This is a genomic window from uncultured Sphaerotilus sp., assembly GCF_963924895.1.
Classification (GTDB): Bacteria; Pseudomonadota; Gammaproteobacteria; order Burkholderiales; family Burkholderiaceae_C; genus Sphaerotilus.
On record NZ_CAWURG010000020.1, the window covers coordinates 121,649 to 145,020 of the forward strand.

Genomic DNA, 23,372 nt, shown 5'->3' on the forward strand with positions numbered 1-23,372 from the left:
GATCGAGCCGTCAGTGTTCGCCGGGGGCTGCGGCGCCCGGCGGATGCATGATCCGGTCGGACAGCGCGATGGCGATGGCGGAAGCGAGGAACGCGATGTGGATGATCGTCTGCCACATCAGCGTCTTCTCGCTGTAGTTCTCGGCGTTGATGAAGGTCTTCAGCAGGTGGATCGAGCTGATGCCGATGATGGCCGTGCCCAGCTTGACCTTCAGCACCGAGGCGTTGACGTGGCTCAGCCATTCCGGCTGGTCCGGATGTCCTTCCAGGTTCAGGCGTGACACGAAGGTCTCGTAGCCCCCCACGATCACCATGATCAGCAGGTTCGAGATCATCACCACGTCGATCAGACCCAGCACGACGAGCATCAGCACGGTTTCGTTGAGCCCCTCCAGCGGCGCCGCGCTCTTGTAGCCGATGCTCTGCACCAGGATCTGCAGCGCGTGCTGGTTGCCCAGTGCCGCCTCGATCAGATGCACCAGTTCTCTCCAGAACTGCAGCACGTAGACGGCCTGGGCCAGGATGAGCCCCAGGTACAGCGGCAGCTGCAGCCAGCGGCTGGCGAAGATGACCTTCGACAGCGGCGAAAGGGATGAGGGAGAAGTGTTCGGGGTATGGGCCATGGGCGTGTCAACGAGCAGATTCGGAGCATCTGCTGGGGAGCAGACAGGGGAAAAACACGGGAAAACCAGCGAATTCTAGTGGGGCGATCGTGTCAGGATGGCGCGTGTTTCCTTGATCCAGCTGATACCCCCACTGGAATGAAATTTGCGAAGTAAGGGGTTCGTAAGAGCCTCTCCCTAATGTGGGGGGCAGCAGTTTTTCACAGCAATCCATCGCAGGAGACAAGAGTGACCCAAGCCGAAACCACCCCCCAAGAACTGAAAACCTATCTGCCTTCCGACGACTTCGTCGCGAATGCTGCCGTTTCCGGCATGGCCGCCTACGAGGCCCTGTGCGCCAAGGCCGACGCCGACTACGAAGGCTACTGGGCTGACCTCGCCCGCGAGCTGATCACCTGGAAGACGCCGTTCACCAAGACCCTGGACGAATCGAACGCCCCGTTCTTCAAGTGGTTCGAGGACGGCACGCTGAACGCCTCCTACAACTGCCTGGACCGCAACGTCGAGCGCGGCCTGGGCGACAAGACCGCCATCATCTTCGAAGCCGACGGCGGCGAAGTCACCAAGATCACCTACAGCGAACTGCTGGCCAAGACCTGCCAGATCGCCAACGGCCTGCGCTCGGTCGGCATCGGCAAGGGTGACCGCGTCATCATCTACATCTCGATGTCCATCGACGGCGTGGCCGCGATGCAAGCCTGCGCCCGCATCGGCGCGACGCACTCGGTGGTGTTCGGCGGCTTTTCGGCGCAATCGCTGCGCGACCGCATCGAGGACACCGGCGCCAAGGCCGTCATCACCGCCGACTGCCAGGTCCGCGGCGGCAAGAAGCTCCCGCTGAAGTCGATCGTCGACGAAGCGCTGGCCATGCCCGGCTGCGAGAAGATCGAGAAGGTGCTGGTCGTCAACCGCGCCGACGCGCCGGTCACGATGGTCGCCGGCCGCGACGTGTGGATGCACGACCTCACCGCCGGTCAGCCCACCACCTGCGAGCCGGAATGGGTCGGCGCCGAGCACCCGCTGTTCCTGCTCTACACCTCCGGCTCGACCGGCAAGCCCAAGGGCGTCCAGCACTCCACCGGCGGCTACCTGCTGCACGCCGCGCTGACCACCAAGTGGACCTTCGACCTGAAGGCCGACGACGTGTTCTGGTGCACGGCCGACATCGGTTGGGTCACGGGCCACACCTACATCACCTACGGCCCGCTCGCCCTCGGCGGCACCGAGATCGTGTTCGAAGGCGTGCCGACCTACCCGGACGCCGGCCGCTTCTGGAAGATGATCCAGGACCACAAGGTCTCGATCTTCTACACGGCCCCCACCGCCATCCGCTCGCTGATCAAGGCCGCGGAAGCCAACGACGCCGTGCACCCGAAGAGCTACGACCTGTCGAGCCTGCGCCTGCTGGGTTCTGTGGGCGAGCCGATCAACCCGGCTGCGTGGGAGTGGTACTACAAGCACGTCGGCGGCAGCCGCTGCCCGATCGTCGACACCTTCTGGCAGACCGAGACCGGCGGCCACATGATCACCCCGCTGCCGGGCGTCACGCCGATGGTGCCGGGCTCCTGCACGCTGCCCTTCCCCGGCATTCAAGCCGCGATCGTGGACGAGACCGGCAAGGATGTGCCGAACGGGCAGGGCGGCATCCTCGTCGTCAAGAAGCCGTGGCCGTCGATGATCCGCACCATCTGGGGTGACGGCGAGCGCTTCGTGAAGAGCTACTACCCGGCCGACTTCCAGGGCAAGTACTACTTGGCGGGCGACGGCGCGATCCGCGACGCCAAGACCGGCTACTTCACCATCACCGGCCGCATCGACGATGTCCTGAACGTCTCCGGCCACCGCATGGGCACGATGGAAATCGAGTCCGCGCTGGTGAGTTGCACCGAGCTGGTGGCCGAAGCCGCCGTGGTCGGCCGTCCGGACGACACGACCGGCGAGGCTGTCTGCGCCTTCGTCGTGCTGAAGCGCTCGCTGCCGGTGGGTGACGAAGCCAAGGCGATCGCCAAGCAACTGCGTGACCACGTCGGCAAGGAGATCGGCCCGATCGCCAAGCCGAAGGACATCCGTTTCGGCGAAAACCTGCCCAAGACCCGCTCGGGCAAGATCATGCGCCGCCTGCTGCGCTCGCTGGCCAAGGGCGAAGAGATCACCCAGGACACCAGCACGCTGGAAAACCCGACCATCCTGAGCCAGCTCGGCCAGGCGTACTGATGTACTGATCCGGCCCGACCGGACCATGGTGGCCTTCGGGCCATGAAAAAAGCCCCGATCCGTCGGGGCTTTTTGCTTTGCGCTTGCGCTGACTGTTTGCGCTGAATGCGCTGAACTTACTTCTGGCTCAGTACCCAGGTCACCAGCGTCTTCGCCTCGTCCGGCGTCACGGCATTCGCCGGCATCGGGATCTGGCCCCAGGCGCCCGAGCCACCCTTGATGACCTTCTCGGCCAGCTTGGCGACGGCGTCCTTCTGGCCGGCGTACTTGACGGCGACGTCCTTGTAGGAGGGGCCGACGAGCTTCTTGTCGACGGCGTGGCAGGCCATGCAGTTCTTCTTCTGGGCCAGCTCGAGGTTGGCGAAGGCCGGAGCGGACAGGGTGGCGACGGCCAGGGCGGTGAGGGCGAACAGCGGCTTCATGTGGTGGAGGTTCCGTTTTCTGTTGGAGAGCGGTGGTGCGGGCACCGATAGGAAAAACGATTCTAGAGGCGCCTGCGTTGACCTTGCCGATCCGACAGCGGCGCCAGGCGGTGGCAGTCGGGGTATCCTCGACGATCATGCATCTTGTGATGGACGGATGCCGGGGGTGGTCGAATGGCGCTGGTGTGGTTGGGTGTGCTGGGGCTGGTGCTGAAGTGGCTGGAGATCGGTCCGGTGGCCCAGTGGTCGTGGTGGACGGTGCTGGCGCCGTTCGGGATGGCGGTCGTCTGGTGGGCGGTGTCCGACGCACTCGGATTCACGGCCCGTGCCCGCCAGAAGCGCGAGAATGCCCACCGCAACCAGCGCCGGCGCAACACCATCGACGCGCTGGGCCGCAAGACGCCGCTGCCGCGCCGCCGCTGAAGCGGGCCCCGATCCCGCGCCTTGGCCGCGCCGGTCTGGCGCAGCAGCGACAATCCGCACCTGTTCCCCACTCACGGAGTGCTGCCGATGCTGGTGCATCCCCAATTCGACCCGGTCGCTCTGAACCTGGGCTTCCTCCAGATCCACTGGTATGGCCTGACCTATCTGGCCGCGTTCGGCCTGTTCTACTGGCTGGCCGCCCGCCGCATCCGCCAGCCGCCGTACGCCGCGGGCGGCTGGACGCCACGCGAGGTCGAAGACCTGCTCTTCTACGGCGTCATGGGCGTGATCCTGGGCGGGCGTCTCGGCTACGTGCTGTTCTACAAGCCCGCGTACTACCTGGCCAACCCGGCCGAGATCTTCGCGGTCTGGAAGGGTGGCATGGCCTTCCACGGCGGCCTGCTGGGCGTGATCGTGGCCATGGCCGTGTTCGCATGGGCGCGCAAGAAGCGTTTTTTCGAGGTCACCGACCTGGTGGCGCCGTGCGTGCCGACCGGGCTGGCCTGCGGGCGCATCGGCAATTTCATCAACGGTGAACTCTGGGGCCGCGCTGCCGACGCCAGCGTGCCGTGGGCGATGGTGTTCCCGCAGTCGGGCAGCGAGATCGCGCGCCACCCGTCGCAGATCTACCAGTTCCTGCTCGAAGGGCTGCTGCTGTTCGTGATCCTGTGGTTCTACGGCCGCACGCGCTCGGCGCACTACCGGGCCGACAGTTCGGTGGTCTGGGGCCGGGTATCGGGCCTGTTCCTGATCGGCTATGGCGCCTTCCGCTTCATCGCCGAATACTTCCGCGAGCCGGACAGCTTCCTCGGGCTGCTGGCGCTGAACCTGAGCATGGGCCAGTGGCTGTGCGTGCCGATGGTGGTCGCGGGCATGGGCATCTGGGCCTGGGCGGGGAGACGCGCGTGAGTGGGCCGCTGCGAGTGTTGGGCATCGAATCCTCGTGTGACGAAACCGGCATCGCGCTGGTCGAATTGCCCGAGGGTGTGGACGGATCCGCGCCGCCTCGGCTGCTGGCCCAGGCGCTGCACAGCCAGATCGACATGCACCAGGCCTATGGCGGCGTGGTGCCGGAGCTGGCCTCGCGCGACCACATCCGCCGCGTCGTGCCGCTGCTGCGCGAGACGCTGAGCGGCGCCGGACTCGGGCTGGAGGCGGTGGACGTCGTTGCCTACACGCGCGGTCCAGGGCTGGCGGGCGCGCTGCTGGTGGGCACCGGCATGGCCTGCGCGCTGGGCATGGCGCTGGACCGGCCGGTGCTGGGCGTGCATCACCTGGAAGGGCATCTGCTCTCGCCCTTCCTCTCGGTGGATCCGCCGGAGTTTCCGTTCGTGGCGCTGCTGGTGTCGGGCGGCCACACGCAGCTCATGCGGGTCGACGGGGTGGGGCAGTACACGATGCTCGGCGAGACGATCGACGACGCGGCCGGTGAAGCCTTCGACAAGACGGCCAAGATGCTCGGGCTGGGCTACCCCGGTGGTCCGGCGCTGGCGAAGCTGGCCGAGCAGGGCCATGACGCCGCCTTCAAACTGCCGCGGCCGCTGATGCGCGGTGATCTGCTGGACTTCTCGTTCGCCGGCCTGAAGACTGCCGTCTGGACGCAGCTGAACAAGCTCGATCCCGCTGCGCCGGAAGCCGCGCAGGCGCGGGCTGATCTGGCCGCCTCGACGCAGGCGGCGATCGTCGATGTGCTGGTGGCCAAGTCGCTGCTGGCGCTGAAGCAGACCGGGCTGAAGCGGATGGTGGTCGCTGGCGGGGTGGGGGCGAACCGGCGGCTGCGGGCGCAGCTCGACGAACAGTGCCGCCGCCGCGGGGTGCGCGTGCACTACCCGGAGCTGCACCTGTGCACCGACAACGGCGCCATGATCGCGCTGGCCGGGGCAATGCGCCTGCACAGCGGCCGGGCGCAGGCGAGCCGGGACTATGCCTTTGACGTGCGTCCGCGCTGGGATCTGTCCACGGTCTGAACGCGGCGAAGGGCTGGATTTTGTAATGGATAATTCAAAATCCATGAAAAAAATCCCGTTCTCCCTTTCTTCCCTGGCCTTGTCGAGCGCGCTGGCGCTGGGTGCGTCGGCGGCCCAGGCGGCCGATCCGATCCGGCTCGGCCTCATCGAAGGCCTGTCCGGCCCGTTTGCCAATGCCGGCGAAGCCGTGGCGCGCAACCTCACCTGGGCGATCGAGCGGGTGAATGCCCGCGGTGGCGTCAAGCTGCCCGGTGGCCATCGTCCGCTCGAACTGGTGCGCCTGGACAGCAAGGGCAACACCGAAGAAGCGCTGACCATGCTGAAGAGCGCGGTCGACCAGCAGATCGGCGTGGTGTTGCAGGGCAACAGCTCCGCCACCGCCGCCGCGCTGATCGACGCCCTCCACAAGCACAACGACCGCGAACCCCAGCGCCGCGCGCTGTTCCTGAATTACTCCGCCGTCGAGCCCTCGCTGACCAACGAGAAGTGCAGTCCGTGGCACTTCCGCTTCGATGCCCATGCCGACATGCGCCTGGCCGCGCTCACCGACGTGCTGCAGCAGGACACCGCGGTCAAGCGCGTCTACCTGATCGGCCAGGACTACAGCTTCGGCCAGCACGTCGTGCGCCAGGGCAGGGCGATGATCGCGGCCAAGCGCCCGGACATCCAGGTCGTCGGCGAAGAGCTGCATCCGGTCGGGCGCGTCAAGGACTTCCTGCCCTACGCGACCAAGATCAAGGCCAGTGGTGCGCAGGCGGTGGTCACCGGCAATTGGGGCAACGACCTGACGCTGCTGGTCAAGGCAGCGCGCGATGTCGGTTTCGAGGGCAAGTTCTACACCTTCTACGGCAACGCGCTGGGCGTGCCGGGCGCGCTGGGCGATGCTGGCGTGGGGCGTGTGGTGGCTGTGGCCGAGTGGCATCCCAACGCGGGGGGCAAGGCGTCCGACGCGCTCGTGACCAGCTTCCACCAGCGCTTCCCCAAGCCCGAGGACGACTATCTGCATGTGCGGATGCAGGCCATGGTCGAGATGCTCGCGCAGGCGATGGAGCGCGCGCACGGCACCGAGGCCACGGCGGTGGCCAAGGCGCTGTCCGGTGCGCGCTTCGATGGCAAGGCGCTGGGTGGTCTGGGCGCCGGTCAGATGCGCGCCGGGGACCACCAGTTCCTGCAGCCGCTCTACGTCAGCACGATGCAGAAGGCCGGCACCGAGGGCGTGCGCTTCGATGTCGAAGGCTCCGGCTACGGCTTCCGCACCGTCCGTTACCTCACCGCCGAGCAGACGGCGCAGCCGCATTCGTGCAAGATGACGCCCCTCTGATCCTTGCGGATCTGCTCCGTGTCCACAGTGGGGTTTCCATGCGCCAGGTGATTGCCGATCTGCCGGCTTCTCGCATCCGTGAAGTGGCCAATGCCGGCCTGGGCCGCAGCGATGTGCTGGCCTTCTGGTTCGGTGAAAGCGACGAAATCACGCCCATGGGCGTGCGCAACGCCGCCGTGACCTCGATCGAGGCGGGCGAGACCTTCTATGCCCACAACCTGGGTTTGCCAGCGCTGCGCGAGGCGCTGTCGGGCTACATCTCGGCGCTGCACCGGCCGGTGGGCGTGGAGCGCATCGCGGTGACTTCGTCGGGCGTGAGTGCGCTGATGCTGGCGCAGCAGGCGCTGGTCGATCCGGGCGACGAGGTGGTCGTGGTCGTCCCGGTCTGGCCGAACCTGACGGCGCAGCCCGCGATCATGGGCGCCCGTGTGCGCCGGGTGAGCCTGCGCGCCGAAGCGGGTGCGTGGCGGCTCGATCTGGACGAGTTGCTGGCGGCGGTGACGCCGGCCACGCGGGTGCTGGTGCTCAACGCGCCGAACAACCCAACCGGCTGGACGCTGGCCCGCGCCGAGCAGCAGGTCATCCTCGACCACTGTCGCCGCACGGGCACCTGGATCGTGTCGGACGAGGTCTACGAGCGCCTGTATTACCCGGACGCCGTGCCCCGGCCCGGGCAGGTGGTCTGCGCGCCGAGTTTTCTCGATCTGGCCGATCCGGAGGACCGGTTGGTCGTGGTGCACAGCTTCTCGAAGTCCTTCCTGATGACGGGGTGGCGGCTGGGCAATCTGGTCGCGCCGGCCGCGCTGATCGCGCAACTCGGCAAGCTGATCGAGTTCAACACCTCGTGCACGCCGGTGTTCGTGCAGCGCGCGGGGCTGGCGGCGCTGGCGGATGCGCCGGTGTCGGTGCCGGCCTTGCAGGCGCGGCTGCGCGTGTGCCGCGACACCCTGGTCGGCGCGCTGCGGACCGTGCCGCGGGTCGAGGTGGCCACGCCGCCCGGCGCGATGTACGCCTTCCTGCGGATCGATGGCGAGCGCGATGCACTCTCGCTCGCCAAGCGGCTGGTGACCGACCACGGTCTTGGACTGGCACCGGGCACCGCCTTCGGTGACGAGGCTGAGGGCTGGCTGCGCTGGTGCTTTGCCTCGCGCCAGCCGCAGCGGCTGCTTCAGGGGGTGGAGAGGCTGGCGCGCGCCTTGGCGCTATAATCGCCGGCTTCGTTGCTGTTTCTGGTGGCGAAGAGGCGCGCATCGGCGCGTGCACGGCGCGGGGCGGTTTCCCCCACGGCCGCAAGTGAACCTCGAAACCGAAGGAAATTTGACATGTCCGACATCAACAAGGCAGAAGTCGTTGCCGCCAACGCCCGCGGCGTCGCCGACACCGGATCGCCGGAAGTCCAGGTTGCCCTGCTGACCGCCCGCATCAACCACCTGACCCCGCACTTCAAGACCCACAAGAAGGACCACCACGGTCGTCGCGGTCTGCTGCGCATGGTCAGCCGCCGCCGCAAGCTGCTGGACTACCTGAAGGACCGTGACGCTGACCGTTACACCTCGCTGATCCAGAAGCTGGGCCTGCGCAAGTAATCGCTGCATGCATGTGAAGAGCCTGTCTGGACCCTCCAGCACAGGCTCTTTGTTTTTACGGCCACGCGTGGGCGCTGCTGTGTCATTCCATCCCGATCCGAACCTGCTGTGCGGGTGCCGGGTCCGGATGGAATGGCATCCCGCCGCGGTGACCGGCCACCTACCAGAAAATCCAGAAGAGAGCATTCCATGAGCCTGTTCAACAAAGTCACCAAGACCTTCCAATGGGGTCAGCACACCGTCACCCTGGAAACCGGCGAAATCGCCCGGCAAGCCAGCGGCGCCGTCATCGTCAACATGGACGACACCGTGGTGCTCGCCACCGTGGTCGCCCGCAAGGAAGCCAAGCCGGGCCAGGACTTCTTCCCGCTGACGGTCGACTACATCGAGAAGACCTACGCCGCCGGCAAGATCCCGGGCAGCTTCTTCAAGCGCGAAGCCAAGCCGAGCGAACTGGAAGTGCTGACCAGCCGCCTGATCGACCGCCCGCTGCGCCCGCTGTTCCCGGAAGGCTTCTACAACGAAGTCCAGGTCGTGATCCACGTCCTGTCGCTGAACCCGGAAGCCTCGGCCGACATCGCCGCGCTGATCGGCTCGTCCGCTGCGCTGGCCATCTCCGGCATCCCGTTCAACGGCCCGGTGGGTGCGGCCCGCGTGGGTTACATCAACGGTGAATACGTCCTGAACCCGGGCCCGACGCAGCTCAAGGCCTCGCAGCTCGACCTGGTGGTCGCGGGCACCGAAGCCGCTGTGCTGATGGTCGAATCCGAAGCGCAGCAGCTCACCGAAGAAGTGATGCTGGGCGGCATTGTGTACGGCCACGAGCAGGCCAAGGTCGCCATCGCCGCGATCAACGAACTGGTCCGTGACGCCGGCAAGCCGGAATGGACGTGGCAAGCCCCGGCCAAGAACGAGCCGCTGATCGCCAAGGTCGCTGAATTCGGTCAGGCCAAGATCGAAGCGGCTTACCAGATCCGCTCGAAGCAAGCCCGCACCGACGCCTGCCGCACGGCTTTCGCTGAAGTCAAGGCCGCGCTGAAGGCCGATGGCATCGAGTTCGACGGTGTCGAAATCGACAACCTGCTGTTCGAGATCGAAGCCAAGACCGTTCGCGGCCAGATCCTCGCCGGCGAGCCGCGCATCGATGGCCGCGACACCCGCACCGTGCGCCCGATCGAGATCCGCACCGGCGTGCTGCCGCGCACCCACGGCTCGGCGCTGTTCACCCGCGGCGAGACGCAGGCCCTCGTCGTCGCCACCCTCGGCACCGACCAGGACGCGCAGCGCATCGACGCGCTGGCGGGCGATTTCCGCGACACCTTCCTGTTCCACTACAACATGCCCCCCTTCGCCACCGGTGAAGCGGGTCGCATGGGCACGCCCAAGCGCCGCGAAACCGGCCACGGCCGTCTGGCCAAGCGCGCCCTGGTGCCGCTGCTGCCGAACCGCGAAGACTTCGCCTACACGATCCGTGTCGTCTCCGAGATCACCGAGTCCAACGGCTCCTCGTCGATGGCCTCCGTCTGCGGCGGCTGTCTGGCGCTGATGGACGCCGGCGTGCCGATGAAGGCGCACGTCGCCGGCATCGCCATGGGCCTGATCAAGGATGGCAACCGCTTCGCCGTGCTGACCGACATCCTGGGTGACGAGGACCACCTCGGCGACATGGACTTCAAGGTCGCGGGCACGACCACCGGCGTGACCGCCCTGCAGATGGACATCAAGATCCAGGGCATCACCAAGGAAATCATGCAGGTCGCGCTGGCGCAGGCCAAGGAAGCGCGTCTGCACATCCTGGGCAAGATGACCGACGTGGTGGCGGGTGCCAACACCGAGGTGTCGGACTTCGCGCCGCGCCTGTACACGATGAAGATCAACCCGGAAAAGATCCGTGACGTCATCGGCAAGGGTGGCTCCGTCATCCGCGGTCTGTGTGAAGAGACCGGCTGCCAGATCAACATCGACGAAGACGGCACGATCACGATCGCCTCGACCGACAGCGCCAAGGCCGACGTCGCCAAGAAGCGCATCGCCGACATCACCGCCGAAGCCGAAATCGGCAAGGTCTACGAAGGTCCGGTCGTCAAGATCCTGGACTTCGGTGCGCTGGTCAACGTGCTGCCGGGCAAGGATGGCCTGCTGCACATCAGCCAGATCGCCCACCAGCGTGTCGAGAAGGTCACCGACTTCCTGACCGAAGGCCAGATCGTCAAGGTCAAGGTGCTGGAGACGGACGAGAAGGGCCGCATCAAGCTGTCGATGAAGGCGCTGCTGGAGCGTCCGGAAGGCATGGAAGAAGAGCGCTTCGAGCGTGCGCCGCGCCGCGAGTTCGGTGACCGCAACGACCGTGGTGACCGCGGTGACCGTGGTCCGCGCCGTGAGCGCAGCGAGCGCCCGCCGCGCAGCGAGCAGTCCGCTGCCGCGCCGGAAGCGTCCGCTCCTGTGGCTGCACCGGACGCTGGTTCGGAGCCGTCGCAGTCCTGATCCCTGTCTGTCCGTCCGGAGGAGTCCGCGCATGAAAGCCATTGAAATCTCTCGCCCGGGTGCCCCGGACGTGCTGACGCTGGTCGACCGCGCGGACCCGGTGCCGGGGCCTGGCGAGGTGCTGATCCGCGTCACCGCCAGCGGCATCAACCGCCCGGACGTGCTGCAGCGGATGGGCGCCTACCCGCCGCCGCCGGGCGCGTCGGATTTGCCGGGACTGGAAGTGGCCGGGGTCATCGTGGCCGGGGATGCCGAGGCGATGGCCGCGGTCGGTCTGTCGGTCGGGCAGCGTGTCTGCGCGCTGACACCGGGTGGTGGCTACGCCGAGTTGTGCGTGACGCCGGCGGTGCAGTGCCTGCCGGTGCCGGACGGCCTGAGCGACATCGAGGCCGCCAGCCTGCCTGAGACCTGCTTCACCGTGTGGTCCAACGTTTTCATGCGTGCGGGACTGCAGGCGGACGAAACCCTGCTCATCCAGGGTGGCACGAGCGGCATCGGTGTCACGGCCATCCAGATGGCCAAGGCGCTCGGCGCGACGGTGATCGCCACGGCCGGCAGCGACGCCAAGTGCCAGGCTTGCCTGGACCTGGGGGCGGACCACGCCATCAATTACCGCACGGCCGATTTCGCCGAAGAGGCGCGCCGTCTCACCGCAGGGCGCGGTGTCGACGTCATTCTCGACATGGTGGCCGGCGACTACATCGCACGCGAAGTGTCGGCGCTCGCCGAGGACGGTCGGCTGGTCGTGATCGCCGTGCAGGGTGGCGTGAAGGCGCAGTTCGATGCCGGCCTCGTGCTGCGGCGTCGCCTGACCATCACCGGCTCGACCCTGCGTCCGCGTTCCGTGGACTTCAAGGGCGCGGTGGCCTGTGCCTTGCGCGAGCGGGTCTGGCCGCTGATCGCTTCTGGCCAGATTCGTCCGGTCCTGTACAGCGTGCTGCCCGCCGCATCGGCCGCACAAGCCCACGCGCTGATGGAGTCCAACCAGCATGTCGGCAAGATCGTGCTGCGCTGGACGCCCGAGGCGGCTGGTATCTGAACCTCATTTTTCAACTTGATCGAAGAGCATTCATCATGACGACACGTCACAAGCTGGTGGTAGGCAACTGGAAGATGCACGGCAGCCACGCGGCGAACGCCGAGCTGCTGCAAGGCATCCTGGCTGCCCGTCCCTTCGTGGCCGAGGTGGCGGTGTGCGTACCGTTTCCCTATCTGTCCGAAGTGGCAGTGACGCTGTCCAACAGCAGCGTGGCCTGGGGTTCGCAGGACTGTTCCGCCCAGGCGCAAGGGGCCTACACCGGCGAGGTGTCGGCGACGATGCTGGCCGAGTTCGGCTGCCGCTACGCCATCGTCGGGCACTCGGAGCGCCGTGCCTACCATGGTGAATCCGACCAGCTGGTGGCCGACAAGGCCAAGGCGGCCCTCGCCAATGGCATCACCCCGATCGTGTGTGTCGGCGAGACGCTGGAGCAGCGCGAAGCCGGCGAGACCGAGGCGGTCGTGAAGCGTCAGCTGTCCGCCGTCATCCACACGCTGGGGCAGTGCATCGGCGAAGTGGTCGTGGCCTACGAGCCGGTGTGGGCCATCGGCACGGGCCGGACTGCATCGCCGGAGCAGGCGCAGGCCGTGCACGCCGTGCTGCGTGCCCAACTGGCCGCCGCGACGCCGCGGGCTAGTGAGATGAAGTTGCTGTACGGCGGCAGCGTCAAGCCTGACAACGCCGCGATTCTCTTTTCCCAGACCGACATCGATGGCGGCCTGATCGGCGGCGCAGCGCTCAAGGCGGCGGATTTCGTCGCCGTGGCCCGCGCCGCGAGCTGAGCCGCTGCAGGTCGGTCCAGTCGAGTTCCTACGGAGTTTTTCCCAATGCAAGTGATGTTGAATCTGGTGCTGCTGCTGCAGCTGGTGACGGCGGTTGTCATGATTGGCCTGGTGCTCATGCAGCACGGCAAGGGTGCAGACATGGGGGCCGCCTTTGGTGGGGGTTCCTCGGGTAGCCTGTTTGGTGCGACGGGCAGCGCCAACTTCCTGTCCCGCTCGACGGCAGTGGCTGCAACGTTGTTTTTTGTCTGCACCTTGGCGCTGGCCTACTTCGGCAACCTGCGTAGCGCTGGCGGCTCTGGCGGCAGCATCCTGGACCGTGCGGCGGCTCCTGCGCCTGTGGCGGCCAGTGGGCCGGTTGCGGCCCAGATTCCGGGTCTGGTGGCAGCTCCTGCGGCGTCTGCCGCCGCCGCTTCTGCACCGGCTTCGCGCTGAAGCGAGCGAAAAATCAGGCTGGGTACTTGAGGCAAACCCTCATTGGCATTAGAATTCAAGGCTGTGCTGCAAGGGCTTACCTGCAGCGAGCCAGCGTAAACGGGGTCTAAATACGGCCCAGCTACAAAGCTGTAGTGGGGGCGCTGGTTGTAGAATGATGGTTTGCACGTGCCGACGTGGTGAAATTGGTAGACACGCTATCTTGAGGGGGTAGTGGCGAAAGCTGTGCGAGTTCGAGTCTCGCCGTCGGCACCATACAAAATGACATGTGAATCAGATTCTCCCAAGAGGTTTGATTCGGCGCCCTGGCAATACATAGGCGCAGGGAACAGGTGGGCGCGCTAGGCACGCGGTTGAGCACTTCAGTGTTTTTCCGGGCAGCGCGCTTTATTTTTGCCGCATGAGAGGCTGACAAGGCGACTGACATGAATCTGGAACAATACCTCCCCGTCATTCTGTTCATTCTTGTCGGTGTCGGTGTCGGCGTTGCGCCCCAGTTGCTGGGCGCGTTGCTGGGTCCGCACCGTCCGGATCCTGCCAAGAACTCCCCCTACGAGTGCGGCTTCGAAGCATTCGAAGATGCGCGCATGAAGTTTGATGTGCGCTACTACCTGGTGGCGATTCTCTTTATTCTGTTCGACCTTGAAATTGCGTTCCTCTTTCCGTGGGCGGTGTCGCTCCGTGAAATCGGGGCGACAGGTTTCTGGGCGATGATGATCTTCCTGGGCATCCTGGTGGTCGGATTCGTGTACGAATGGAAAAAGGGCGCCCTCGATTGGGAATGAATTCGATCCAGACCACGAGAGCCACGGAAGCACACCATGGGCATTGAAGGCGTACTCAAGGAAGGTTTCGTCACGACCAGTGTCGATACCCTGATCAACTGGTCGAAGACCGGTTCGCTCTGGCCGATGACCTTTGGTCTGGCCTGCTGCGCGGTCGAGATGATGCACGCGGGCGCGTCCCGCTACGACATCGACCGCTTCGGCATGCTGTTCCGGCCCAGTCCCCGGCAGTCCGATCTGATGATCGTTGCCGGCACGCTGTGCAACAAGATGGCGCCGGCCCTGCGCAAGGTCTACGACCAGATGGCCGAGCCGCGCTGGGTGCTGAGCATGGGGTCCTGCGCCAATGGCGGTGGTTACTACCACTACAGCTATTCGGTGGTGCGGGGTTGCGACCGCGTCGTGCCGGTGGATGTCTATGTGCCGGGCTGTCCGCCCACGGCCGAGGCGCTGCTGTACGGCATCCTGCAACTGCAGGCCAAGATCCGACGCGAAAACACCATCGCCCGCTGAGCAGGTGCATCCGACATGACTCAGAAACTCGATACCCTGCAGGCCGCGCTGGAGCGTGTGCTGGCTGACCGCCTCGTGAGCCTGGTGCGTGCACGCGGGGAACTCACGATCACGGTCAAGGCGGCCGACTACCTGGCTGCTGCCAAGACCCTGCGCGATCATCCGGACCTCGGCTTCGAACAGTTGATCGACCTTTGTGGCGTCGACTACAGCGCTTACCGCGATGTCGCCCAGGAAGGTCCGCGCTACGCCGTTGTCAGCCATCTGCTGTCCGTGCGCCTGAACTGGCGCCTGCGCCTGAAGGTGTTCGCGACCGATGACGACTTCCCGGTCGTGGCCGCACTCACGCCACTGTGGTCCTCGGCCAACTGGTTCGAGCGCGAGGCGTTCGACATGTACGGCATCGTGTTCGACGGGCACGACGATCTGCGCCGCATCCTGACCGACTACGGCTTCATCGGCCACCCGATGCGCAAGGACTTCCCGGTCACCGGGTACGTCGAGATGCGCTACGACCCCGAGCAGAAGCGCGTGATCTACCAGCCGGTCACGATCGAGCCCCGCGAGATCACCCCGCGCATCATCCGCGAAGACAACTATGGCGGCCTGCACTGAGCTGGCGCAGCGCCGAACCTGAGGTTGATCCATGGCTGAAATCAAGAACTACACCCTGAACTTCGGTCCGCAGCACCCGGCCGCGCACGGCGTGCTGCGTCTGGTGCTGGAACTGGACGGCGAAGTCATCCAGCGCGCCGACCCGCACATCGGCCTGCTGCACCGCGCCACCGAAAAGCTGGCCGAAAGCAAGACCTTCATCCAGTCGCTGCCCTACATGGACCGCCTCGACTACGTGTCGATGATGTCCAACGAGCACGCCTACTGCCTGGCGATCGAGAAGCTGCTGGGTGTCGATGTGCCGATCCGCGCGCAGTACATCCGTGTGCTGTTCAGCGAGATCACCCGCCTGCTGAACCACCTGCTGTGGCTGGGTTGCCACGGCATGGACTGCGGTGCGATGAACATGCTGATCTACTGCTTCCGCGAGCGGGAAGACCTGTTCGACATGTACGAAGCGGTGTCGGGTGCGCGCATGCACGCCGCGTATTTCCGGCCGGGTGGCGTCTACCGCGACCTGCCGGACGCGATGCCCCAGTACAAGCACAGCAAGATCCGCAACGCCAAGGCGATGGCGCGTCTGAACGAGAACCGCCAGGGCTCGCTGCTGGACTTCATCGAAGACTTCGCGACGCGTTTCCCGACACTGGTCGACGAGTACGAAACCCTGCTCACCGACAACCGCATCTGGAAGCAGCGCACGGTCGGTATTGGCGTTGTGTCGCCGGAGCGGGCGCTGAACCTCGGTTTCACGGGCGCGATGCTGCGTGGCTCGGGCATTGCCTGGGATCTGCGCAAGAACCAGCCCTACGAGGTCTATGACCGCATGGACTTCGACATCCCGCTGGGTGTCAACGGCGATACCTACGACCGCTATCTGGTGCGTGTCGAGGAAATGCGCCAGTCCAACCGCATCATCAAGCAGTGCGTCGACTGGCTGCGCAAGAACCCTGGTCCGGTCATCACCGGCAACCACAAGGTGGCACCGCCGTCGCGCGTCGAGATGAAGACCTCGATGGAAGAGCTGATCCACCACTTCAAGCTCTTCACCGAAGGCTTCCACGTGCCTGAGGGCGAGGCCTATGCCGCCGTCGAGCACCCGAAGGGCGAATTCGGCATCTACCTGATCAGCGACGGTGCCAACAAGCCCTACCGCATGAAGATCCGCCCGCCCGGCTATGTGCACCTGGCCGCACTCGACGAGATGTCGCGCGGCCACATGATCGCGGACGCCGTGGCCATCATCGGCACGATGGACGTCGTGTTCGGCGAGATCGACCGCTGACCGACCGCTGATTGACTGATGCTCTCCGGAAGCGACCACCTCCATGTTCAGTGAAGCCACCCTGGCGCGCTTTGCGCGCGAAGTTGCCAAGTACCCCGCCGACCAGAAGCAGTCGGCGGTGATGGCCTGCCTGTCGATCGCCCAGCAGGAGCTGGGCTGGATCCCGGCCGAAGCCGAGAAGGCCATCGCCGACGTGCTCGGCATGGCGCCGGTCGCCGTGCGCGAGGTCACGACCTTCTACAACATGTACAACCAGCGCAAGGTCGGGCAGTTCAAGCTGAACGTCTGCACCAATCTGCCGTGCCAGCTGCGCAACGGTCAGAAGGCGATGGACTACCTGTGCGAGAAGCTCGGCGTCGAAGACGGTGGCACCACCGCCGACGGCCTCTTCACCGTGCAGAAGTGCGAGTGCCTGGGCGCTTGTGCCGATGCGCCGGTGATGCTGGTCAACGACCGCCAGATGATCAGCTACATGAGCAACGACCGACTCGATGACCTGGTCGCCACGCTCAAGGCGCAGTCCAAGGCCGCGGCCAACTGAACCCAGGGGCGGACAAGCACATGACTCTTGATCTCTCCAAATTCCAGGCAACGGGTTTCGAAACCTGTTTCCATGATCGGCACATCGACCCGCAGATCCTTGCCGGCCTGAATGGCAGCAACTGGCGTCTCCAGGACTACGAAGCGCGTGGTGGTTACCAGGCGCTGCGCAAGATCCTGTCCCAGGTCGAAGGCGAGGGCATGACCCCGGACCAGGTGGTGGCGGACGTCAAGGCCTCGGGCCTGCGCGGCCGGGGTGGTGCGGGTTTCCCGACCGGCCTGAAGTGGAGCTTCATGCCCCGCGCGCTGCCGGTGCAGAAGTACCTCGTCTGCAATTCCGACGAAGGCGAACCGGGGACGTGCAAGGACCGCGAGATCCTGCGCTTCAATCCGCACATCGTCATCGAAGGCATGATCATCGCCGCCTACGCGATGGGCATCTCGGTCGGCTACAACTACATCCACGGTGAGATCTTCGAGGCCTACGAGCGCTTCGAGGAGGCCCTGGAAGAGGCCCGTGCCGCCGGCTACCTCGGTGCGAACATCCTGGGCAGCAAGCACACCTTCCAGCTCCACGCCTTCCACGGCTTCGGCGCCTACATCTGCGGCGAAGAAACCGCGCTGCTGGAGTCGCTCGAAGGCAAGAAGGGCCAGCCCCGCTTCAAGCCGCCGTTCCCCGCGAGCTTCGGTCTGTATGGCCGTCCCACGACGATCAACAACACCGAGACCTTCGCGGCCGTGCCCTGGATCATCCGCAACGGTGGTCAGGCCTACCTGGAATGCGGCAAGCCGAACAACGGTGGCACCAAGATCTACTCGATGGTCGGTGACGTCGAGCGTCCCGGCAACTACGAGATCCCGATGGGCACGCCGTTCTCGAAGCTGCTGGAACTCGCTGGTGGCGTCAAGGGTGGCAAGAAGCTCAAGGCGGTGATCCCCGGCGGCTCCTCGTCGCCGGTGCTGCCGGCCGACGTGATGATGGCCTGCACGATGGACTATGACTCCATCAGCAAGGCCGGCTCCATGCTCGGCTCTGGCGCGGTCATCGTGATGGACGAGACCCGCTGCATGGTCAAGAGCCTGCAGCGCCTGTCCTACTTCTACGCCCACGAGTCCTGCGGCCAGTGCACGCCGTGCCGTGAAGGCACTGGCTGGTTGTCGAAGATGGTCGATCGCATCGAGACCGGCCATGGCCGTCCGGACGATCTGGCCCTGCTCGACAACGTGGCCGAAAACATCATGGGCCGCACCATCTGTGCGCTGGGGGACGCGGCAGCGATGCCGGTCCGCGGGATGCTGAAGCATTTCCGCGACGAATTTGTCCACCACATCGAACACAAGACCTGCATGGCCGGGACGAACGAACATGGTTGAAATCGAACTCGACGGCAAGAAGGTTTCGGTGCTCGAAGGCAGCATGGTGATGCATGCTGCCGAAGCGGCGGGGACCTACATTCCGCACTTCTGCTACCACAAGAAGCTCTCGATCGCCGCGAACTGCCGCATGTGCCTCGTGGACGTCGAGAAGGCGCCCAAGCCCATGCCCGCCTGCGCCACGCCGGTGACGCAGGGCATGATCGTGCGCACCAAGAGCGACAAGGCGCTGAAGGCCCAGCAGTCGGTGATGGAGTTCCTCCTCATCAACCACCCGCTGGACTGCCCGATCTGCGACCAGGGCGGCGAGTGCCAGCTGCAGGATCTGGCCGTGGGCTACGGCAAGTCGGCCTCGCGCTACGAGGAAGAAAAGCGCGTCGTCTTCCACAAGGAAGTGGGCCCGCTGATCTCCATGGAAGAAATGAGCCGCTGCATCCACTGCACGCGCTGTGTCCGTTTTGGCCAGGAAATCGCCGGCCAGATGGAACTCGGCATGCTGCAGCGTGGCGAGCACGCCGAGATCACGACCTTTGTCGGCCAGACGATCGACTCCGAGCTGTCGGGCAACATGATCGACATCTGCCCGGTCGGTGCGCTGACCAGCAAGCCCTTCCGCTACAGCGCCCGCACCTGGGAACTGTCGCGCCGCAAGAGCGTCAGCCCGCACGACTCGACGGGTGCCAACCTGATCGTGCAGGTCAAGAACCACAAGGTGCTGCGCGCGGTGCCGCTGGAAAACGACGCCGTCAACGAATGCTGGATCGCCGACCGCGACCGCTTCAGCTACGAAGCACTCAACAGCGACGCCCGCCTGACGCAGCCGATGGTCAAGCAGGGCGGCCAGTGGAAGCCGGTGGACTGGACCACGGCGCTCGAATACGTCGCCAACGGCCTGAAGCAGATCAAGACGCAGCACGGCGCAGCCTCGATCGGTGCACTGGCCTCGGCCATGAGCACCAGCGAAGAGCTGTTCCTGCTGGGCGAGTTCATGCGCGGCCTCGGCAGCCAGAACATCGACCACCGCCTGCGCCACGCCGATTTCCGTTCGGAAGCCGGTTCCGTGCGCTGGCTGGGTCTGCCGATCGCCGAGCTGTCCACGCTGGACCGCGCGCTGGTGATCGGCTCCTTCCTGCGCAAGGACCACCCGCTGTTCGCGCAGCGTCTGCGCCAGGCGACCCGCCGCGGCGCCAAGGTGATGCGCATCGGCGCGCAGTCGGACGACTGGGCGATGAACGTCGCTGGCGAGATCGTCGCGGCGCCGTCGGACTGGCTGTCGGTGCTGATCGAAGTCGCCGCCGCCGTGGCCACCGCCAAGGGTGTGACCGCACCGCTGTCGGTGATGCCGGGCGAGCAGGCGCAAGCCATTGCCAACGCGCTGCTGTCGGGTGAGCGCAAGGCCGTGCTGCTGGGCAATGCCGCCGCTGCCCATCCGCAAGCCGCCGAACTGCTGGCCATCGCCAACTGGATTGCCGAGCAAGCCGGCGCTCGCTGCGGCTACCTGGGGGACGCCGGCAACGGTGTCGGCGCCCAACTGGTCGGTGCACAGCCGGGGCAGGGCGGTCTGGACGCGGCGCAGATGCTGGCCAAGCCGCTCAAGGCCTACCTGCTGTTCAACACCGAGCCGGTGCTGGACGCGGCCAACGCAGCGCAAGCCGCCAAGTCGCTTCAAGCCGCCGAGATGGTCATCGCCTTCAGCCCGTTCCAGGCGAATGTCGAATTCGCCGACGTGATGCTGCCGATCGCGCCGTTCACCGAAACCGGTGGCAGCTTCGTCAACGCCGATGGCCGCGTGCAGAGCTTCCACGGTGTGGTGCGTCCGCTGGGCGACACCCGTCCAGGCTGGAAGGTGCTGCGTGTGCTGGGCAACCTGTTGGGCCTGAACGGCTTCGCGCAGGAGTCGGTCGAGGACGTGCGTGCGGCTGCGGGGCTGAACGATGCCGGCAAGATCGCTGCCCGCCTGTCCAACGCCAGCAGCGCCACGCCGCAGATCCTGGTCGCCCCGGCCGGACTGCAGCGCATCGCCAATGTGCCGGTCTACGCCACGGATTCGATCGTGCGCCGCGCCCCGGCGCTGCAGGAAACCGCGGATGCGAACGCACCGCTGGTCGCACTGAACGCCGCCCTGTGGACGCAGCTTGGCTTGCAGGATGGCGCCAAGGTGCGCGTCAAGCAGGGCGAGGGCAGTGCCGTGCTGGCCGCTGCGCTGGATGCGACGCTGGCGGTCAACACGGTCCGCGTCAGCGCAGGCCACCCCTCCACCGCCGCCCTGGGCGCCATCTTCGGCACCCTGAGCATCGAACGCGCCTGAGCCGCAGAAGGACCTGATGATGCTGGACACCCTGCAAACCGTCGGCGCCTCCACGCTGGGCGCCACCGCCTGGGCCGTGGTCTGGACGCTGCTCAAGATCGTGGCCGTGCTGCTGCCGCTGATGGGCTGCGTCGCCTACCTGACTCTGTGGGAACGCAAGGCCATCGGCTGGACCCAGATCCGTCCGGGCCCGAACCGCGTGGGTCCCTGGGGCCTGCTGACCCCGATCGCTGACGCCGTCAAGCTGATCTTCAAGGAGATCATCGCCCCGACCGCCGCGAACAAGGGCCTGTTCTTCCTGGGCCCGGTCATGACCATCATGCCGGCGCTGGCGGCCTGGGCGGTCGTGCCCTTCGGCCCGGAAGTCGCGCTGGCCAATGTCAACGCCGGCCTGCTGTTCCTGATGGCGATCACCTCGATGGAAGTCTACGGCGTGATCATCGCCGGCTGGGCCTCCAACTCGAAGTACGCCTTCCTGGGTGCGATGCGCGCGTCGGCCCAGATGGTCAGCTATGAAATCGCGATGGGCTTCTGCTTCGTCGTCGTGCTGATGGTGGCCGGCAGCCTGAACATGACGGACATCGTCATGAGCCAGACCAAGGGCCGCTTCGCCGACATGGGCATCCCCCTGCTGTCGTGGAACTGGCTGCCGCTGTTCCCGATCTTCATCGTGTACTTCATCTCCGGTCTGGCCGAAACCAACCGCCACCCCTTCGACGTGGTCGAAGGCGAAGCGGAAATCGTGGCCGGTCACATGATCGAGTACTCGGGCATGTCGTTCGCCATGTTCTTCCTGGCCGAATACGCCAACATGATCCTGGTGTCGATGCTGACGGTGCTGATGTTCCTCGGCGGCTGGTCGACCCCGTTCACCGTGCTGGACTTCATCCCGGGCTGGATCTGGCTGGGCCTGAAGACCTTCTGTGTCGCGACGATGTTCCTGTGGGTACGCGCCACCTTCCCGCGCTACCGCTATGACCAGATCATGCGTCTGGGCTGGAAGATCTTCATCCCGATCACCCTGGTGTGGCTGGTGGTGGTGGGTCTGTGGATCCAGTCGCCCTGGAACATCTGGAACTAATCCGAGCGAGCGAGGAAAACAACCATGTCCGCCGTGGCCAGTGTCAAGGATTTTGTCTCCAGTTTCATGCTGCTTGAGTTGCTCAAGGGCATGAAGCTGACCGGGCGTCACTTCTTCCAGCGCAGTGTGACTGTGCAGTTCCCGGAAGAAAAGACGCCGTTATCTCCGCGTTTCCGTGGTCTGCATGCGCTGCGTCGCTATGACAACGGTGAAGAGCGCTGCATCGCCTGCAAGTTGTGCGAGGCCGTCTGTCCCGCGATGGCGATCACCATCGAATCGGATGTCCGCGCCGACGGCAGCCGCCGTACCACGCGCTACGACATCGATCTGACCAAATGCATCTTCTGCGGTTTCTGCGAAGAGAGCTGCCCGGTCGATTCGATCGTCGAAACGCACATCTTCGAATACCACGGCGAAAAACGCGGTGACCTGTACTTCACGAAGGACATGTTGCTGGCCGTCGGCGATCGCTACGAAAAAGAGATTGCAGCCAACAAGGAGGCGGACGCCAAGTACCGGTAAGGCAAGGCGCCCACACTCGCGGCCGCAGTCCGGATGACTGCTCCGCGGGGCTGGGCTTGCACCAACCGCGTACCCGACTACGACATGGACACGACCACCGCGCTCTTCTACGTCTTCTCTGCCGTGCTCTTGCTCTCGGCGTTCCGAGTCATCACGGCCAACAGCCCGGTGCATTCCGCGCTGTTCCTGGTGCTGTCCTTTTTCAGCGCCTCCTGCATCTGGATGCTGCTGCATGCCGAGTTCCTGGCGATTTCGCTGGTGCTGGTGTATGTCGGCGCCGTCATGGTGCTGTTCCTGTTTGTCGTGATGATGCTGGACATCAACATCGAAGCGCTGAAGCAGGGTTTCTGGACGCACTTCCCGGTGGCCGCGCTGGTCGGCGTGGTGATCGCGCTTGAAATGGCCTGGGTGCTGCAGCGTGGCTTCAACACGCCGGTCGCCAAGCAGATGGAAGGCGCCGTCGGCATGCCCAACACCAAGCTGCTGGGCATCGAGCTGTACACCGACTACCTCTATCCGCTGGAAATCGCCGCGGTGCTGCTGCTGGTGGCGATCATCTCCGCCATCGCGCTGACCCTGCGTCGCCGCAAGGACGTCCGTGGCCAGAACCCGTCGGAGCAGGTCAAGGCCAAGAAGGCCGACCGCCTGCGCATCGTGAAGATGGATGCCGTGCGCGAACTGCCCTCCGTGCCGGCTGCACCGGCCGCCGTCGATGCCGCCGCCCCGAAAGGAAAAGCATGATCACGCTCGGACACTATCTGACGCTGGGCGCGATCCTGTTCGCGATCTCCGTGGTCGGCATCTTCCTGAACCGCAAGAACCTGATCGTGCTGCTGATGGCCATCGAGCTGATGCTGCTGGCGGTCAATCTGAATTTCGTGGCCTTCTCCCATTACCTGGGTGACATGGCCGGCCAGGTGTTCGTGTTCTTCATCCTGACGGTGGCAGCGGCCGAGTCTGCGATCGGCCTGGCCATTCTGGTCGTGCTGTTCCGCAACCGCGCCACGATCAATGTCGATGAGCTGGACTCGCTGAAGGGCTGACGCCAAGGGGA

At 65.5% G+C, this 23,372-nt stretch carries 24 protein-coding genes and 1 tRNA gene; 23 read left to right on the top strand and 2 right to left on the bottom strand.

Features of this window, described 5'->3' with window-relative positions:
• Positions 1 to 10: 10 nt before the first annotated feature.
• Positions 11 to 622, bottom strand: a complete 612-nt coding sequence (locus AABN02_RS08510) for a TIGR00645 family protein (protein WP_338414500.1) — start codon at positions 620 to 622, stop codon at positions 11 to 13.
• 228 nt (positions 623 to 850) lie between these two features.
• On the opposite strand from AABN02_RS08510, the gene acs reads away from it, so the two are divergent.
• Positions 851 to 2,836, top strand: coding sequence for an acetate--CoA ligase (gene acs, locus AABN02_RS08515; protein ID WP_338414501.1), 1,986 nt, complete (start codon positions 851 to 853; stop codon positions 2,834 to 2,836).
• Between the two features lie 116 nt (positions 2,837 to 2,952).
• On the opposite strand, the gene AABN02_RS08520 is transcribed toward acs, so the two are convergent.
• Positions 2,953 to 3,258, bottom strand: coding sequence for a c-type cytochrome (locus AABN02_RS08520; protein ID WP_338414502.1), 306 nt, complete (start codon positions 3,256 to 3,258; stop codon positions 2,953 to 2,955).
• A gap of 174 nt (positions 3,259 to 3,432) precedes the next feature.
• On the opposite strand from AABN02_RS08520, the gene AABN02_RS08525 reads away from it, so the two are divergent.
• The 22 genes from AABN02_RS08525 (at position 3,433) to nuoK (ending at position 23,361) form a co-directional block, all read left to right on the top strand.
• Positions 3,433 to 3,681: a TIGR04438 family Trp-rich protein gene (locus AABN02_RS08525; protein WP_338414503.1), complete on the top strand. Its 249-nt coding sequence runs from the start codon at positions 3,433 to 3,435 to the stop codon at positions 3,679 to 3,681.
• Between the two features lie 87 nt (positions 3,682 to 3,768).
• Positions 3,769 to 4,590, top strand: coding sequence for a prolipoprotein diacylglyceryl transferase (gene lgt, locus AABN02_RS08530; protein WP_338414504.1), 822 nt, complete (start codon positions 3,769 to 3,771; stop codon positions 4,588 to 4,590).
• The gene (gene tsaD / locus AABN02_RS08535; protein WP_338414505.1) at positions 4,587 to 5,648 is read left to right on the top strand and encodes a tRNA (adenosine(37)-N6)-threonylcarbamoyltransferase complex transferase subunit TsaD; all 1,062 of its coding nucleotides are present in this window, start codon (positions 4,587 to 4,589) and stop codon (positions 5,646 to 5,648) included. Before lgt ends, tsaD begins: the two co-directional genes overlap by 4 nt.
• 43 nt (positions 5,649 to 5,691) lie before the next feature.
• Positions 5,692 to 6,969: a branched-chain amino acid ABC transporter substrate-binding protein gene (locus AABN02_RS08540; RefSeq protein WP_338414506.1), complete on the top strand. Its 1,278-nt coding sequence runs from the start codon at positions 5,692 to 5,694 to the stop codon at positions 6,967 to 6,969.
• Positions 6,970 to 7,007: 38 nt separating this feature from the next.
• Positions 7,008 to 8,177, top strand: coding sequence for a pyridoxal phosphate-dependent aminotransferase (locus AABN02_RS08545; protein ID WP_338414507.1), 1,170 nt, complete (start codon positions 7,008 to 7,010; stop codon positions 8,175 to 8,177).
• A 114-nt stretch (positions 8,178 to 8,291) separates the two neighbouring features.
• Entirely contained in the window at positions 8,292 to 8,555 is a 264-nt protein-coding gene (gene rpsO, locus AABN02_RS08550) for a 30S ribosomal protein S15 (RefSeq protein ID WP_338414508.1), read from the top strand.
• Positions 8,556 to 8,744: 189 nt separating this feature from the next.
• A complete protein-coding gene (gene pnp, locus AABN02_RS08555; RefSeq protein WP_338414509.1) occupies positions 8,745 to 11,039 on the top strand; it encodes a polyribonucleotide nucleotidyltransferase in 2,295 nt (764 codons plus the stop codon).
• A gap of 31 nt (positions 11,040 to 11,070) precedes the next feature.
• The gene (locus AABN02_RS08560; RefSeq protein WP_338414510.1) at positions 11,071 to 12,078 is read left to right on the top strand and encodes an NAD(P)H-quinone oxidoreductase; all 1,008 of its coding nucleotides are present in this window, start codon (positions 11,071 to 11,073) and stop codon (positions 12,076 to 12,078) included.
• Positions 12,079 to 12,113: 35 nt separating this feature from the next.
• On the top strand, positions 12,114 to 12,860 hold the full coding sequence (tpiA, locus tag AABN02_RS08565) for a triose-phosphate isomerase (protein ID WP_338414511.1): 747 nt from the start codon (positions 12,114 to 12,116) through the stop codon (positions 12,858 to 12,860).
• A gap of 45 nt (positions 12,861 to 12,905) precedes the next feature.
• On the top strand, positions 12,906 to 13,295 hold the full coding sequence (gene secG, locus AABN02_RS08570; RefSeq protein WP_338414512.1) for a preprotein translocase subunit SecG: 390 nt from the start codon (positions 12,906 to 12,908) through the stop codon (positions 13,293 to 13,295).
• Positions 13,296 to 13,465: 170 nt separating this feature from the next.
• Positions 13,466 to 13,550, top strand: a tRNA-Leu gene (locus AABN02_RS08575).
• A 170-nt stretch (positions 13,551 to 13,720) separates the two neighbouring features.
• Positions 13,721 to 14,080 carry an NADH-quinone oxidoreductase subunit A gene (locus AABN02_RS08580; RefSeq protein WP_179634863.1) on the top strand — a complete coding sequence of 120 codons (360 nt, stop codon included), beginning with the start codon at positions 13,721 to 13,723 and terminating at the stop codon, positions 14,078 to 14,080.
• A gap of 36 nt (positions 14,081 to 14,116) precedes the next feature.
• Positions 14,117 to 14,593, top strand: a complete 477-nt coding sequence (locus AABN02_RS08585; protein WP_012346532.1) for an NADH-quinone oxidoreductase subunit B — start codon at positions 14,117 to 14,119, stop codon at positions 14,591 to 14,593.
• Positions 14,594 to 14,608: 15 nt separating this feature from the next.
• On the top strand, positions 14,609 to 15,208 hold the full coding sequence (locus tag AABN02_RS08590; RefSeq protein ID WP_338414513.1) for an NADH-quinone oxidoreductase subunit C: 600 nt from the start codon (positions 14,609 to 14,611) through the stop codon (positions 15,206 to 15,208).
• A gap of 31 nt (positions 15,209 to 15,239) precedes the next feature.
• A complete protein-coding gene (locus tag AABN02_RS08595) occupies positions 15,240 to 16,493 on the top strand; it encodes an NADH-quinone oxidoreductase subunit D (protein ID WP_338414514.1) in 1,254 nt (417 codons plus the stop codon).
• A 43-nt stretch (positions 16,494 to 16,536) separates the two neighbouring features.
• Positions 16,537 to 17,034, top strand: a complete 498-nt coding sequence (locus AABN02_RS08600) for an NAD(P)H-dependent oxidoreductase subunit E (protein ID WP_338414515.1) — start codon at positions 16,537 to 16,539, stop codon at positions 17,032 to 17,034.
• Positions 17,035 to 17,054: 20 nt separating this feature from the next.
• Positions 17,055 to 18,407, top strand: a complete 1,353-nt coding sequence (gene nuoF, locus AABN02_RS08605; protein WP_338414516.1) for an NADH-quinone oxidoreductase subunit NuoF — start codon at positions 17,055 to 17,057, stop codon at positions 18,405 to 18,407.
• Entirely contained in the window at positions 18,400 to 20,715 is a 2,316-nt protein-coding gene (gene nuoG / locus AABN02_RS08610; protein ID WP_338414517.1) for an NADH-quinone oxidoreductase subunit NuoG, read from the top strand. Before nuoF ends, nuoG begins: the two co-directional genes overlap by 8 nt.
• A 19-nt stretch (positions 20,716 to 20,734) precedes the next feature.
• Complete coding sequence (gene nuoH / locus AABN02_RS08615; protein ID WP_338414528.1) at positions 20,735 to 21,796, top strand: NADH-quinone oxidoreductase subunit NuoH; 1,062 nt, start codon at positions 20,735 to 20,737, stop codon at positions 21,794 to 21,796.
• Positions 21,797 to 21,820: 24 nt separating this feature from the next.
• Positions 21,821 to 22,318 (top strand): NADH-quinone oxidoreductase subunit NuoI, encoded by a 498-nt coding sequence (gene nuoI, locus AABN02_RS08620; protein ID WP_310460161.1) that lies wholly within the window; start codon positions 21,821 to 21,823, stop codon positions 22,316 to 22,318.
• An 84-nt stretch (positions 22,319 to 22,402) separates the two neighbouring features.
• Positions 22,403 to 23,059, top strand: a complete 657-nt coding sequence (locus AABN02_RS08625; RefSeq protein ID WP_338414518.1) for an NADH-quinone oxidoreductase subunit J — start codon at positions 22,403 to 22,405, stop codon at positions 23,057 to 23,059.
• Positions 23,056 to 23,361 (top strand): NADH-quinone oxidoreductase subunit NuoK, encoded by a 306-nt coding sequence (gene nuoK, locus AABN02_RS08630; RefSeq protein WP_338414519.1) that lies wholly within the window; start codon positions 23,056 to 23,058, stop codon positions 23,359 to 23,361. The genes AABN02_RS08625 and nuoK overlap by 4 nt, the downstream gene beginning before the upstream one ends.
• Positions 23,362 to 23,372 lie beyond the last annotated feature (11 nt).